Genomic DNA, 15,270 nt, shown 5'->3' with positions numbered 1-15,270 from the left:
CTTGATGCCTACCATTTTGTGAAATCGTAAAAATTGTTATTTACGAATGCAAACAGGTTAGATAGCGCATGTAACAGCGTAACCAGAATAAGTTTGTTTAAATAATGTTGATGACGCAAAGCCATATAATAATAAGCAAATATGAGCCCTACTATCGTTGTGACCAAAACGTAGGCTATATTGTAGTAATGAGAAACACCAAATAACAGCGCAGAGGCAATAATGCAGAGCAATGGTGCCAATTTCACATTTAAAAGCGTTTCGATTACGAAATATTGAAAAATTAGCGTTTCTATAATCGGGGCAGCAATAACCGCAATAAGAAATTCCTCTTGTAAACTGCCAAATTTTAGACTAATAGAAGTTAAATCTGCATCAAAGTAGGTTGCGATAACAGCAGTAGAAAATTGAAAGATGAAATAAATCGAAAAAACAATCCAAAAGTAGGTGAGATTTTTGGCAGCTTGAATTTGTATTATACTAAATGACTTTACTTTTTGAGAAAAAAATCTTTTCAAAATATTTTGATTTGAAATATGTTTATTTGTAAACGCCAATCAGGTATCAATCATTTAAGTAGCGCTATTATTGTTTATTTGGCTACATACGCTACTCCTTATTAAACAGCCTATCAAAAACCATTACAAAAATTGAAAAAAATAAAATAACTAATATTTTCCAACCGGTGACAATATCTCTTACAAAACTAATATTTAACCTCGTATAGTTAAATAAGAGATACAACGCGAAGAAGCATGTGAAATTGGTTATGATTTCAGAAAAGATTTTTTTAGACATATTTAACAATATTGAAGAGTGGATAAATCCACTCTTCAGATTCATACCTAATTTTACTTATAAACATTCGCATTACCGTATGCAGGATTGCTCCTCAATGACTTGCCAATTTCGTAGGCATGCCGTGCAGCGTAACCAATCCCATAAGCTAGGTCTCCCCAGAAACCGCCACCGTCAATAATTTCTAACTCATGAGCCGATAGCTCTTCCAAATTGAATTCCTGTAAGTTCATATTTTTTTTTATTATGTTATTTAATTTATTAAGCATTCCAACCGTTTGAAAATCCTTTCTTGATCTCATCCCAATGATCAATTACTTCAGTAGCAAGATAACCCCATCCGAGCTTTCTAAGCCATCCGCCCCCATCAATTGTCTTCATTTCTCTCGCATCCAACTCTTGAACGCCAAAGTTTTCTAATTCTAAATTTTTCATTTTAGTTTGTTTTAAGTTAAACATTTGTTAATTCAAAAACTCCGGCCGGTTGTTTCTGCAATACAAGTGTGGTAAAAAATTTTATTAATTTTTCATTTTCGTGCTGAAAGCGTGTTTTTCGTGCTGAAAGTTTAAAAAACACCAAAGTCAGGGCATCGAATCGCTAATAGCGAGAGTTTTAACACTGGGCTCAAAACATTTTCCATAGTGCTTCACGTTGCCCAAACCTGTAACGCTAATTGTAGTGTATTAAAAAGGTAGCGCTGCCAAATCAGCGAGTATTGCAACAGCCACAGGCTTTTCATTCTTTTCCGCACTGTTACATGATAAAAGCATTGATATCAAGATAAGAATGAGTTTATTGATTATATGTGAAAGTTTGTGAGGTAGCATTCCCTTTTTCTTTTGTAGTATACTTGATAAATGGATTTTCATATTAATTAGTTTATGCTGATTACTATTGTTGATCCCTTATCTCTCCGTCGTTCTTCTTTTTATAGTTTCGATTTTCGAACCGATGGCCGAAAGGAAAGTTATATACAATTTGTACGGAAACACTCCGCTGATTGGTAAGTGCCCAACCAGAAGAAAACTGATTGCTAAAAAAACTTTTCGAGCGATTTTTCTCTAGTCCTAACGGATCGTTTAAGGACGAGCTGAGGCTCCACTTATCTTTCAATAACAACTGCCTTAAGGTCAGAGAGTGGGAGAAAAAAGGGCTGTATACGGTATATTCCAGATTCATTTTAGCTTGATAATAAAAATCTGCCTGTATCTGTGTTTTCTTGCTAAGGGTAATCTCGCTCGACGCACTCATTTCGAAAAGGTTTAATCCGTTTTTATAGTACCTAACATCATTGTCTTCATGGCGGGAATATGAATAGTTTGCGTTAACAGTGCAAGAGAAGAAAGATGAGATCTTAAAACCCTTATTGCCCGAAAATGCAAACTTATGTAGTTTATTCAAGTTGACAACCTGATTAACAAACGGGTCATCGGTTGGCAAATATGTAGAATTACCCGACGATTGCTCATAATATACTGTAAGCCCAATATCATTGTGACGTAATTGCGCTTCAAATTTATTTGAAAAAATAGGCTTGTAATTGATATTACCGGCTGTACTCGTCACAAAGCTACTTATATGGCTGGATGGATTTAGCTGATTTAGAAACGGTCTTCTAATTTTTTTGCTAAAACCAATGCTTGTTGTAAAATTATTAGAGAGATTCTTCTGAATCAAGAAATTAGGATAAACCTTAAAGTAGTCCTGATTTAATGTTTGCATAGAACCATTTTTGTCAAATGTGGAATGTGAGTTAAGTAATTCCCCCCTTATACCCGCTATTATGAGATACTTGCCTAATTTTGTTTTCCAACTGGAAAATATGCTACTTAGTTGCTCTTGGTAAACAAAATTTGATTTATCGGCACCAAAAAACTGTTCTGTACTATTGCTCAATGTATTAAACTTGAAGCCAAAGTCGGTAGACGTGGTTCTAGATTTGACAAGATCACTGATGATTAGCGAAGCATTTACGATGTCACTGGCACTATTATATTTATTTGATGATACAACTTGGTCTATACCATTTAATGGTTTGTTTAATTCATTGTTAACTTTATATGGGCTTACAGAATAGATGAAGTTTAAGTAGAGGGTGCTTTTCTTTTCTGTATTGAATATATAACGATAGTTGCCATTTAACTGAATAGTACTGCGCTTATTGTTGAACCTGTTCTCTATTACAACTACTGAGTCCAACATATTAGATGTGATATCAAAAAATCGGTAACTTTCAAAAGTATTTCTTGTCAAAGATGGCACAAACGATAAGTCTGTGCTTATACCAATGCTTGACCTAGAATTGATATCATAATCTAAGATAATGTTGGGGGCAAGGCTAAAACGAGAAGAGCGAAGATTAGTTATGGAAGTGTAACTCAACAGATCATATATTATTCTCTTGAATTCTGAATCCTCAAACGACTTTGCATTGTGCACCCGGAAGAGTATTGAAGTCCTAATTCCCCCCACATTAAAATTAAAATTTGCTGATGCCCCAGTAGAAAGAAAATCCACTCCTAAGGTTTGATTGTCCATAAAAAATGGCTGGGCTAGATTGACTCTTACAGTAGACGATCCTTTTTCCTTTTTTGTGATAATATCGATAACAGACGTTATATTAGAATCATATCGTGCCGAAGGTGTTTGTATTATTTCTATTTTCTCGATCTTGTCAGCGCTTAATGTTCGGAGCATTTCAATCTGTTGAGATTGACTCACCAATTCTCCCTTGCCGTCTATTAATAGAAGGACACCATCATTACCATTTAACTTTAGTTTTCCAGATACGAGAGCCACTCCTGGAAGTCGGGGAAGAAGTTGAACGATAGTCTTAGTCGAAGAAAACTGATCGAGTTTTGGTCTATAAATTAGCTTTTCGCCATCTTGAATTGTTTGCTGTTTATAAATTTTCACTTCCTGAAGTACAATTGCTTCCTTGCTAAGGAAGATTGTATCTTGATTTAATCCAGATTTGTAGGCAAGCACTTTTGAATAGTATTCTTTAAAGCCGAAGGGCGCAGTATATAACCTTAATTTCTGATTCATTGGTGAAGATACGACAAAGCTGCATTTTCCATTTTCATCAGAAAGCCTTAATTGCACAGCTTTTCCGGCTGAATCAATGAGTGAGATATTTGCAAATTTAATTGGCATATTGTCCTCTTTATTTATTAACCTAATGCTTAAATGAATGTTTTCCTGCCCGTACGCTGCTACTCTTAACAGACAGATTAAAATGAAAATAAATGATAAAACCTTTATTCGGCGATGAGGCATATTGCTTATATTAAACAGTCTTGACACCTAGGACTCGTCTGAATTTCTCAGAAATTTTGTTCGAAGATTTTTATATTTAAACGGCAGAAAGGTTTAAGCAGCCAAAAATTAATCACAAAGCTGGTGTTAAGAGTAATTCTGCGTCATTAAACTTGCCTACATTTTTTTGATAACGTTCATTACATTTCTGTACGCCAAAGGCTTTCTAATTCTAAACTTTTCATTTTGGTATTTTAAGTTTAATAACTGTTAATTCAAACACTCCGGCCGACTGTTTCTGCTGTACAATAGTTGTAAAAAATTTTATTAATTTTTCATTTTCGTGCTCAAAGCGTGTTTTTCGTGCTGAAAGTTTAAAAAACAGTAGTTTATTGGTTGAAAGTGTGTTATCTTTATTATACCTCTCACAGAGCTTTCCTAACATCCCTGGTGAAAAAATGTGAGTTAACAATAAACTAGGGAATATGATTTACACTTGTATCGTTATTGATGATGAGCCTCATTCGGTTCAACAGCTTACAGAGTATATTGATAAAATATCGATTTTAAAGTTGGAAAAAGTTTATACCGATTCGACAATCGCATTGAAAGAAATATTAGAAAGGGAAGACAAGGTCGATATCTTATTTACAGATATCGAAATGCCCAATGTTTCAGGGTTGGAACTGGCTAAAGCAGCTAGAGAAAAGTTCAATTTTTTGGTATTCGTAAGTGGCCACGATAACTACGCAGTAGCTGGTTATGGCTTGGATGTTAAAGAATTTCTATTAAAACCCTTCGACTTTAAAAAGTTCGAAAGCAAAACTTTATCAATGATTGATCGATCAGCCATTGAACCTGCTTTTATCTGCGTTAAAGCGAAAGAAAATAAAGCAATAACGAAAATCTATCTTGATGATATATTTTTTATCGAAGCTAAGAGAAATCACGTTCAGATTTCTATGAAAGAAACATCTATACTTGTGATTTCGAACATTTCTGAGATGGAGAAACAATTGCGAGACACGCATTCTTTTTTGAAAATCCATAAATCTATTATCGCTTCGAGAAAGTATATAGAAAGCTTTAAAGACGATTTTATCTACCTAAAAAATGGAAGAAAGCTGTCTGTTGGAAAAACCTATAAAAACGAAATTGCCACTTACTTTAGTTAAAGAAGTGGCAAATCATAATCTTAGCTTTCGTCTTTTAAATAAGGTTTAATAAGATAGCTGGGTAAACGCCCAAAATTAACGTAATTGCTACCGAAACCAATAAAACCACTTTGTATTGACCCGGCGTTGAAAGTTCTGTTTCTGCGCCGTCTTTAAACCAAACGGCTATAATTACCCTGAAATAGTAGTAAAAGCCAACCAAAGCGTTTAATATAGCAAACCCAACCAATAACGTGTGGTATTCGGCCATTACATTTAAAAACATTACATATTTACCTATAAAACCTGCGGTTAACGGAATACCTGCCAATGATAACATGGCTACAGTTAGCGCCAAAGCCACCAATGGGTTTTTCTTGCCTAAGCCATTGAAACTCTCAAAGCTGTCGCTCCCTGTTTTTTGTTTTACCAAAATAAGTACCGCAAAGGCGATGATAGAAGCGAAAGTATAAGCGGCGGCATAAACCAACACATTGTTTTGAGAATTTGCGCCGATTACCACCAACGAAAACAGCAAATAACCTGCATGCGAGATACTCGAATAAGCCAACATTCGCTTAAAGTTTTTTTGAAATAACGCGGTTACGTTACCGATAAACAAGGTTATGCAGACAATCGCGATCAGCGGTACAACCCAGAAATCGTGAAGCGGCTTTAAAGCATCGGCAAACAGTCTCAAAAAAGCAGCAAAACCAGCCGTTTTAACTACGGTACTCATAAAAGTGGTAATTAAAGTTGGCGAACCCTCATACACATCTGGAGTCCAGAAATGGAAAGGTGCGGCACCTACCTTAAAGCATAAGCCGATCATCATCAAGATTACGCCAGGGTAAAAAATCGGGGAAATTGCTGTGCTGTTATCTACCAGGTAAGCCTGAATCTTATCTAAATCGAACGAGCCTGTTGCGCCATAGATCAAGGTGATACCAAACAAAAGGAAGCCTGTTGAAAAAGCGCCCATTAAAAAGTATTTTAGCGATGCCTCATTAGATGCAAAATCTTTCTTTCGAATCCCTGCGAGGATATATAAACTCACAGACATAATCTCGAGCCCAACAAATAACATCGCCATGTTTTTGTATGATACCATCATAATCATACCGGCAAGGGCGAAGAGAATGAGGGTATGGTACTCGGCGACATTATCACTTTTTGAACTGAAATAATTTTGAGTAAGCAAGAAAATGAGAAGCGTTCCAACAATACAAACACCGGAGAAAGCAAGGGCAAAATTATCGGTCTGCATCATTCCAAAATGAACAGCATTACCGTTCCAGGCAGCAATAGTAAAGCCCAACGCGGTAAGTAAACCAACAACGGTAAGCGGCAATAAGGCTTTTTTGGCTTTAAACAAACCTGCGTAAAGTACAATAAAAGCTGTTATACTAATGGTTATTATAATATTCATTGCTTATTTTACTGATGTTAATTTTTGACTTACCTGTTCTAATAAATGTTGCACAGATGCCTCTGTTAAATTCAATATTGGTTTGGGGTATACACCCAAAATAATAATCAAGGCGCAGATGATATAAAGAACCAGTTTCTCCGTTCCCTGAATATCTGTGAAAGTAATGGTTAATGAATTGGCTTGGCCGAGCATTACATTTTGGTACATGCGCAACATGTAAACGGCTCCGAAAATAATGGTTAAGCCCGCGATTGCAGCCGCCCATGCGCTGTAGTTATAAACCCCCATTAACAATAGAAATTCGCCGATGAAACCGTTGGTTGCCGGTAGCGCTACGGTACCTAAAACGATAATTAGAAAAGTAATCGCTAATTGAGGTGCAACTTTGGCAATTCCGCCCAGTTCGGAAATCTTATTGGTTTTTACGCGTGAAAAGATAATATCTAAAACGAAGAACAAGCCTACTACATTAATACCGTGGCTTAGCATTTGTACCATCGCTCCTTGCATGCCCGGAGTGCCGGCAGTACCCAGGTTATATGATGCAAAGATACCAGCGGCAATCAGTCCAACGTGGGCAATTGATGAATAAGCGACTAAACGCTTTGCATCTTTCTGGGTAAAGGCGATTATTGATGCATATACAATGCCAATGATAGAAAGTACCAAAGCCAAACACGACCAATCTTGAACGCCTGTTGGTACCACTGGTAATAACCATCTGATTACGCCATAAATACCCATTTTCAACATAATACCTGATAACAACATCGTTCCCTGCGTAGGAGCGGCTGTATAAGTATCAGGTTGCCAGGTGTGGAAAGGAAAAATCGGCATCTTGATGGCAAAAGCAATAAAGAATGCCCAAAAAACCCATCCTTGCTGTGCGCTATCTAAGTTTAAAGCATAAAACGCCTGAATATCGAAGTTGTTGGCGGGGTTTTGTAGGTACAGATAAATAATCCCCATCAACATAAATAATGAACCTGCAATCGTATAAACGAAAAACTTCATATTGATGCGAATCCTGTCTTTTCCGCCCCAAAATGCGCAGATAAAATAAATTGGAATCAGCGCAGCTTCCCATCCAATATAGAATAAGAAAGCATCTAAAGCAGTAAAAACCAACAATAGCCCGCTTTGCATAAACAGAATTAATGCATAGAAAGCCGCAGGGTTTTTATATTGGTGTTTATAGCTCGAGAGGATAACAATTGGCACCAACAAATTGGTTAGCAACACTACGAGCATGCTAATACCGTCGATACCTGCATGAAAACGGATGCCTAAATCTGCAATCCAGGGCAAGTTTGCCTCAAACTGTGTACTTGCATCGGGGATGAAGTTACAGGCCATAAACAAGGCCAAGCCTAAAGAAGCAACCGAAATTACAGTTGAGATTACCTTGGCCGATTTACCCGCGAACGCCGTAATGATGGCACCTGCAAGCGGAAGAAATATAAGTAGTAAAAGTTGTTCCATTATTTATTTTTGAACCCTTTTTATATGTAATAAAATGTATAAGCAAGCAATGCGATGATACCAGCTACCATCATAAATATGTAGAAACCAACATTTCCACTTTGTAATAAACGAACACCCTTACTTGCCTCGTTTGTACTCCATCCTAATCCATTCACAATTCCGTCGATAAACTTCGTGTCGATAATTTTGTAGAAAAATCTTGAAAAAGCATCTAATGGTTTGGTGATAATGAAGTCGTAAATCTCGTCTAAATAGAATTTGTTATACGATAATTTTGCAAGTGCCGAACGTGGTGCTTCATCGGCCACGGGAACACGAGCGCCTTTTACATATCGGGCGTAAGCGTAAAGCAAAGCTACAATGGCCGCCAATATTGAAACGCCCATTAAGGTAAATTCAGTTGAGTGATCTAAATTTAACTCGTGTTGTGCAACACCTGCACCAGTTAGCCAGTGCGCCAACCATTCGTTGCCACCGAAAACGTGCGGCCAGTTAATTGCTCCGCCAATGGCAGCTAAAATTGCCAATATAACTAATGGAATAGTCATCGCTTTAGGCGATTCATGCACATGGCTTTCTTCGTGATGAGTTCCCCTGTATTTCCCTGAGAAAGTAAGGAACATCATTCTGAACATATAAAAAGAGGTAAGGAAAGCGGTTAAAACACCTATTCCCCAAAGTATTGGGCTGTATTGGTACGAATTTGCCAGAATCTCATCTTTAGAGAAAAACCCTGAAAATGGTGGTAAGCCTGCAATGGCAATCGTACCGATCATCATGGTTAAGAAAGTTATAGGGAGTTTCTTTCTCAATCCACCCATGTGGCGCATATCTTGCTCGTGATGCATGGCATGGATAACGGAACCAGCGCCCAAGAATAATAATGCCTTAAAGAATGCATGCGTTAATACGTGAAAGAATGAACCGGTATAAGCGCCAACGCCCAAGCCTAAAAACATATATCCCAATTGAGATACGGTGGAGTAGGCCAATACTTTTTTAATATCGGTTTGGGTTAAGGCAATAATTGCAGCCACAAGTGCGGTAGCAATTCCGATAATTGCAATAATATGTTGGGTAAGTGGTGCCAAATCGAACAACACGCTCGAACGGGCAATCATGTAAATACCCGCCGTAACCATCGTTGCTGCGTGAATTAAAGCAGAAACTGGCGTTGGTCCGGCCATTGCATCGGGCAACCAGGTGAATAAGGGCAATTGCGCCGATTTACCGCAGGCACCAACAAATAATAAAATGGTAATCCAAAACAAGGTGTTGTTTCCTGGCAACATATTGGCCGCCTGAGGGAAGATTTTCGAAAATTCTAAACTTCCAAAGAAATTGAACATTAAGAAAACACCCAGCAAGAAGCCTAAATCGCCAATTCGATTCATTACGAAAGCTTTTTTGGCTGCCGATGCATAAGCGCTGTTGGTGTACCAGAAACCGATTAACAGGTACGAGCATAACCCTACGCCCTCCCAGCCGATAAACATTACGATGTAGTTTGAGCCCAGCACCAACAAGAGCATGAAGAACACAAACAGGTTAAGGTAAGAGAAAAATTTACCAAAACCTTCATCATCGTGCATGTAGCTGGTAGAATATAAATGAATGAGGAAACCGATTCCAGTGATGATCAATAACATGATCGAACTTAAGGGATCAACCAAAAACGAAAGTGGAATGTGCAAGGTGCCTGCGCTGATCCAATCGAATAAAAATACTTCGTGAGATTTTTGTGTATCGCCTTGTAGACTAAAGAAGATAACTACGCTGATGATGAACGAGGCTAGGATCACACCGCTTCCAATGATACCAATAAGTCCTTTAGATAAAGATTTTCTGCCCAGTCCGTTGATTACAAATCCCAGGAAGGGAAGTAATGGAACCAGCCAAATCAATTGTTCTATTTTCATTTATTAAATGTATTTACCAGTTAAGGTATTTTTAAACTGTTTACTTTTTAAAAGAAGTCAAGTTTAAAAACTTGCCTTCTTTGCTGTTAGGACGTCAATCAAGTCCTTTTTCCTCCTTGTCAGGCTGAGGGTGACAGTCGACGCTGCGGCTTTCGAAGCTAACTTAAACTCCCTTTACCACTTAAGGCGATTTAAAACATTAATATCTATCGATTTCGTATTTCGGTAAACCATTACAATGATGGCCAAACCCACTGCAACCTCTGCAGCGGCCAATGCCATAATAAAGAATACGAAAACCTGCCCGGATGGATCGTTGCTGTGAACCGAAAAAGCGGTTAATAACAGATTCACCGCGTTTAACATCAACTCAACGGACATAAAAATTACGATTGCATTTCTGCGGGTCAATACCCCAATTACACCAATTGTGAAAATAATTGCACATAAATAGATGTAATGATTTAGCGGAACGCCTGCCATTTGTGTAGTTAAATTTTCCATTATGCTTCTACCTCATCTCTTTTAGATAACAAAACTGCTCCAACCATTGCCGCCAACAGTAATAGAGATGATAATTCGAATGGCAATAAAAATGGCCCAAAAAGCTCTTTGCCCAGATTTTCTACTAAACCCAGCCCCGGATCTTTCAAAATCAAAGGACTTGTGATTGTTGCTGCCTTAAATGAGCCGACCAAGGTAACCACTAAACAACATCCTGCAATAACACCGACAATTTTAATCAATGGCGACTTAACAGGCTCGGTTTCCTTGTTTAGGTTGAGGAGCATCAGTACGAATAAAAATAACACCATAATGGCACCCATGTAAACGATGAAATTTACAACGGCCAAAAATTGGGCATTCAACAACACATAATGTACGGTGAATGTGAAAAACGTGAGGATTAAGTACAATACGCTATGAATAGGATTTTTTGCAAAAATCACCATCAGCGAAAAGATGATACTTAATGTGGCTACGAAATAGAATACTTGTGTACTCATTAATTTGTTGTTTGTTTATACTCCTCGTCATTGCGAGGCACGAAGCAATCTTCTTTATTATACCGTCTGTTGCATTAGGATTGCTTCGTTCCTCGCAATGACGCACTGTGTAAAATTATTTTTTCATCTCCAACGGAGCCTCTACCAATTTATCTTTTCCGTAAATAAAATCCTTACGCAAATAATCAGCTGGTACAATTGGTCCATCTAAATAAATGGCCTCTTTTGGGCAAGCCTCCTCACATAAACCGCAAAAAATGCAACGAAGCATGTTTATTTCGTAAGTTGCGGCGTATTTCTCTTCGCGGTATAAGTGTTTTTCTTCAGGTTTACGTTCTGCTGCAATCATGGTAATTGCCTCAGCAGGGCACGATAGCGCACACAAACCGCAGGCTGTGCAACGCTCTTTCCCGTTCTCATCACGTTTCAAAGAGTGCATTCCCCTGAAGTTGGTAGAAAACTCTCGCTCTACCTCTGGATATCTTACTGTAGCCTCTTTTTTGAATAAGTGGCTGATGGTAATGCCCATGCCCTTTGCAATTGCAGGCAGGTACATACGCTCCATAAAGCTCAACGGCTTTTGCTCCAGTACTTTTTTCTTGTTACTTAATGATTCCATAATTAAAACTTCTCTATAATCGCGATCACAACTCCAGTTATTATAATGTTGGCAATGGCCAAAGGTATCAAACCTTTCCAACCTAAATTCATCAATTGATCGTAACGGAAACGAGGGATTGTCCAACGTACCCACATGAAAAAGAAGATGAAGAAAAAGATCTTTGCAAATAAAATAGCGGTTCCGAACAATGGTGCCCAGGTTGGACCTAACAAAGTAGCCATATAATCCATCCCCGGATAATTGTAACCACCGAAATATAAGGTTGCCATTACTGCCGATGAAACAAACATGTTGATGTATTCAGCAAACAGGTAAAACCCTAATTTCATGGATGAATATTCTGTGTGATAACCACCGATAAGCTCCGTTTCGCATTCAGGCAAATCGAATGGTGCACGGTTGGTTTCTGCAAAAGAACAAACCAAAAAGATCAAAAATCCTAATGGTTGATACAATACATTCCAGTGCCAGCCATGTTGTTGCTCTACAATTGTTTTTAAGCTTAAGGTGTTCGTCATTAAAAGCAAAGCGATGATGGATAATCCCATTGCAATTTCATAACTGATATTTTGCGATGCAGCACGAATAGCACTCAATAACGAATACTTATTGTTTGATGCCCAACCGCCGATCATTACACCATAAACGCCCAAAGAAACGACACCGAAGATGTACAAAACGCCCACATTGATATCGGCTACCTGAAGTGGAACAATTTTACCGCCGATTTCCATTGGGCTTCCCCATGGAATAACCGCCGTACCAATACAGGCACAAAGCAAGGCTAAGCCTGGACCCACGATGAATAACCATCTGTTTGATGTAGTGGGAATGATTTCCTCCTTCATAAACATTTTTACACCATCGGCCAATGGCTGCAAAATACCAAATGGCCCGGCTCTATCAGGGCCTAAACGATCTTGAAGATAGGCTGCAACCTTGCGCTCGGCATAAGTAGAGTACATGGCAATTACCAGGCTGATACCGAAGATTACCGCTACCAGAATAAATTTTTCTATGATAAAACCTGTTTCCATTAGTACTTAACTGTTTTATGTAGTTCAATTTCGTTCGCAGCTTGTAAAGCCTCATTAGGCTGAATAACATGCAAAGGTTTTAATGTTTCGTAGTGGTTTGATGCAATTACCGAAGTATCATCAATATGGGTTGGGTGCTCGATTACCCAATCAGACGTTGCCTTCTTATCGAAGCGGCAGGTGTTGCATATAAAGCTTTCTACTTCACCAAACTGATCTTTACGGGCCGTAACACGCAAAACATCTTCACCTTTATACCAAAGTGTTACCTTTCCGGTACATTTTTCGTGGTCGCAGTCGCGGTGTGCATCAACTGGTTTGGTAAACCACACACGGTTCTTAAACCTGAACGTTCTATCGGTTAAAGCGCCAACCGGGCAAACATCGATCACGTTTCCTGAGAAATCGTTATCAACGGCTTGTTGAATATAAGTAGAAATTTCGGAGTGATCGCCACGGTTTAAAATACCATGAACCCGCTTGTTCGTAATTTGATCGGCAGTAAAAACGCAACGATAGCACAGAATACAACGGTTCATGTGCAACTGAATTTTATCGCCAATATCAATACGATCGAAAGTACGACGCTCAAATTCATAGCGTGTTTTTTGCAAACCGTGCTCGTAACCCAAATTTTGTAAATCACATTCTCCAGCCTGATCGCAAACAGGACAATCTAACGGGTGATTGATCAATAAAATCTCTACCACACCCGCACGTGCCTCTAGAACCTCTGGCGAGGTAATATTGAGCACTTCCATACCATCCATTACGGTTGTACGGCAAGATGCAACCAATTTTGGCATTGGGCGAGGGTCTTTCTCTGAACCTTTGGTTACCTTAACAATGCAGGTACGGCATTTACCACCACTGCCCTCTAACTTAGAATAATAGCACATGGCAGGCGGAACGATATCACCCCCGATTTGCCGTGCGGCATTAAGGATGGTTGTTCCGTTGTCAACCTCTACTGTTATTCCATCTATCGTAACCTTAACTTTTTCACTCATGGTTATTGATAATCTTTATTTTTTGGCTTCATTCCGTCATTGCGAGGTACGAAGCAATCTTTCTTGTTTATACACGTTGCTTAGGATTGGTTCATTCCTTGCAATGATGATTAGCAGCTTAAGGGCGCAGAATGCGACCTTAGAATTATTTCTCTTCTACTACCGGTGCTTTCTCTATTGGCACTGCATAATTGGCGATACCGTAATTTTGTGTCTGACTCTTAACTGGTTCTTTAATGTGCCATTCAAATTCATCTCTAAAATGACGAATTGCACTCGCTACCGGCCAGGCCGCTGCATCGCCCAATGGGCAAATGGTATTACCTTCAATCTTGCGCTGAACGTCCCATAACAAATCCACATCTTCCATCGAACCATGTCCGTGTTCAATTTTATGCAGGATTTTTTCCATCCATCCGGTACCTTCACGGCATGGAGAACATTGTCCGCAACTTTCGTGATGATAAAAACGGGAGAAATTCCAGGTGTTGCGTACAATACACTGATCCTCGTCAAAAGCGATAAAGCCTCCTGAACCTAACATCGTTCCGGTTGCGAAGCCGCCTTCTGATAGCGATTCGTAACTCATTAAGCGAGGTTCGCCGTTTGCTAATTTCAATGTTAAGTTGGCAGGTAAAACCGGAACTGACGAACCGCCCGCAACCGTTGCTTTTAAGCGTTTGCCATTGGCAATACCGCCGCAATATTCGTCCGAGTAGATAAATTCCTCAACTGGTAATCCTAATTCGATTTCGTAAACACCTGGTTTAACCAAGTTTCCAGATGCAGATATTAATTTTGTACCTGTACTTCTACCGATACCTATTTTGGCGTATTCCTCGCCACCGTCGTTAATAATCGGCACCACTGCGGCAATCGATTCAACGTTGTTTACTACAGTTGGGCAGCCATATAAACCTGCAATTGCCGGAAATGGCGGCTTGATCCGCGGATTACCTCTTTTGCCTTCAAGTGATTCTAACAAAGCAGTTTCTTCACCACAAATGTAAGCACCACCACCAGGCTGAACATATAATTCTAAATCGTAACCCGTTCCCAAAATGTTTTTACCCAACCAACCCGCTGCTTTTGCCTCAGCAATTGCTCTTTCGAGGATTCGGATTTGCGGCATCATTTCTCCACGAACGTAGATGTATGAAACCTTTGCACCAAGGGCAAAACTAGAAACGATCATTCCCTCAATTAAAGCATGAGGAATGTAAGTCATTAAATAACGGTCTTTAAAAGTGCCCGGTTCAGACTCATCGGCGTTGCAAACCAAATAACGTGCAACACCTTCTGGCTTGGCCAAAAAGCTCCACTTCATTCCCGTTGGGAAACCCGCACCTCCGCGACCGCGTAAGCCCGATTTCTTAACTTCTTCAACAATCTCTTCAGGTGTTAAAGTTTTAAGGGCTTTTTCTACGGCACGATACCCACCTTTTTGGCGATAGACCTCAAGTGTATTGATGCCTGGTACGTTTATATGCTCAAGTAACAGTTTTCGAGACATTTTTATTAGTCTATAGTCTGTAGTTCTTAGTCCG

15 protein-coding genes are annotated in these 15,270 nt (G+C 39.0%); 1 reads left to right on the top strand and 14 read right to left on the bottom strand.

Annotation, left to right across the window (positions count from 1 at the left end; genetic code table 11):
• Window positions 1-8 precede the first annotated feature (8 nt).
• From IZT61_RS13990 to IZT61_RS13970, 5 genes are all read right to left on the bottom strand, one after another.
• Window positions 9-518: a CPBP family intramembrane glutamic endopeptidase gene (locus IZT61_RS13990; protein ID WP_196097511.1), complete on the bottom strand. Its 510-nt coding sequence runs from the start codon at window positions 516-518 to the stop codon at window positions 9-11.
• 333 nt (window positions 519-851) lie between these two features.
• Window positions 852-1,031: a hypothetical protein gene (locus IZT61_RS13985; RefSeq protein WP_196097510.1), complete on the bottom strand. Its 180-nt coding sequence runs from the start codon at window positions 1,029-1,031 to the stop codon at window positions 852-854.
• A gap of 28 nt (window positions 1,032-1,059) precedes the next feature.
• A complete protein-coding gene (locus IZT61_RS13980; protein ID WP_196097509.1) occupies window positions 1,060-1,233 on the bottom strand; it encodes a bacteriocin in 174 nt (57 codons plus the stop codon).
• 249 nt (window positions 1,234-1,482) lie between these two features.
• The gene (locus IZT61_RS13975; protein ID WP_196097508.1) at window positions 1,483-1,668 is read right to left on the bottom strand and encodes a hypothetical protein; all 186 of its coding nucleotides are present in this window, start codon (window positions 1,666-1,668) and stop codon (window positions 1,483-1,485) included.
• Window positions 1,669-1,690: 22 nt separating this feature from the next.
• Entirely contained in the window at window positions 1,691-3,955 is a 2,265-nt protein-coding gene (locus IZT61_RS13970; RefSeq protein WP_196097507.1) for an outer membrane beta-barrel family protein, read from the bottom strand.
• A gap of 587 nt (window positions 3,956-4,542) precedes the next feature.
• Here IZT61_RS13970 and IZT61_RS13965 point away from each other — a divergent pair.
• Window positions 4,543-5,232 (top strand): LytR/AlgR family response regulator transcription factor, encoded by a 690-nt coding sequence (locus IZT61_RS13965; protein ID WP_196097506.1) that lies wholly within the window; start codon window positions 4,543-4,545, stop codon window positions 5,230-5,232.
• A gap of 34 nt (window positions 5,233-5,266) precedes the next feature.
• Here IZT61_RS13965 and IZT61_RS13960 read toward each other — a convergent pair whose 3' ends face one another.
• The 9 genes from IZT61_RS13960 to nuoF all read right to left on the bottom strand — a co-directional run bounded on the left by IZT61_RS13960 (window position 5,267) and on the right by nuoF (window position 15,236).
• The gene (locus tag IZT61_RS13960; protein ID WP_196097505.1) at window positions 5,267-6,640 is read right to left on the bottom strand and encodes an NADH-quinone oxidoreductase subunit N; all 1,374 of its coding nucleotides are present in this window, start codon (window positions 6,638-6,640) and stop codon (window positions 5,267-5,269) included.
• A gap of 3 nt (window positions 6,641-6,643) precedes the next feature.
• Entirely contained in the window at window positions 6,644-8,125 is a 1,482-nt protein-coding gene (locus tag IZT61_RS13955) for a complex I subunit 4 family protein (RefSeq protein ID WP_196097504.1), read from the bottom strand.
• A gap of 20 nt (window positions 8,126-8,145) precedes the next feature.
• On the bottom strand, window positions 8,146-10,047 hold the full coding sequence (gene nuoL, locus IZT61_RS13950; RefSeq protein ID WP_394370728.1) for an NADH-quinone oxidoreductase subunit L: 1,902 nt from the start codon (window positions 10,045-10,047) through the stop codon (window positions 8,146-8,148).
• A gap of 174 nt (window positions 10,048-10,221) precedes the next feature.
• Window positions 10,222-10,551 (bottom strand): NADH-quinone oxidoreductase subunit NuoK, encoded by a 330-nt coding sequence (gene nuoK, locus IZT61_RS13945; protein WP_010601897.1) that lies wholly within the window; start codon window positions 10,549-10,551, stop codon window positions 10,222-10,224.
• Complete coding sequence (locus tag IZT61_RS13940) at window positions 10,551-11,054, bottom strand: NADH-quinone oxidoreductase subunit J family protein (protein ID WP_196097503.1); 504 nt, start codon at window positions 11,052-11,054, stop codon at window positions 10,551-10,553. Before IZT61_RS13940 ends, nuoK begins: the two co-directional genes overlap by 1 nt.
• A gap of 115 nt (window positions 11,055-11,169) precedes the next feature.
• A complete protein-coding gene (locus IZT61_RS13935; RefSeq protein ID WP_090504254.1) occupies window positions 11,170-11,673 on the bottom strand; it encodes a NuoI/complex I 23 kDa subunit family protein in 504 nt (167 codons plus the stop codon).
• A 2-nt stretch (window positions 11,674-11,675) separates the two neighbouring features.
• The gene (gene nuoH, locus IZT61_RS13930) at window positions 11,676-12,713 is read right to left on the bottom strand and encodes an NADH-quinone oxidoreductase subunit NuoH (protein ID WP_196097502.1); all 1,038 of its coding nucleotides are present in this window, start codon (window positions 12,711-12,713) and stop codon (window positions 11,676-11,678) included.
• Complete coding sequence (locus tag IZT61_RS13925) at window positions 12,713-13,723, bottom strand: 2Fe-2S iron-sulfur cluster-binding protein (RefSeq protein WP_196097501.1); 1,011 nt, start codon at window positions 13,721-13,723, stop codon at window positions 12,713-12,715. The genes nuoH and IZT61_RS13925 overlap by 1 nt, the downstream gene beginning before the upstream one ends.
• Window positions 13,724-13,868: 145 nt before the next feature.
• On the bottom strand, window positions 13,869-15,236 hold the full coding sequence (gene nuoF / locus IZT61_RS13920; RefSeq protein ID WP_196097500.1) for an NADH-quinone oxidoreductase subunit NuoF: 1,368 nt from the start codon (window positions 15,234-15,236) through the stop codon (window positions 13,869-13,871).
• Window positions 15,237-15,270: the final 34 nt, after the last annotated feature.

Origin of the sequence: Pedobacter endophyticus (assembly GCF_015679185.1) — a bacterium.
Classification (GTDB): domain Bacteria; phylum Bacteroidota; class Bacteroidia; order Sphingobacteriales; family Sphingobacteriaceae; genus Pedobacter; species Pedobacter endophyticus.
This window is presented reverse-complemented; position numbering and strand designations above follow the sequence as displayed.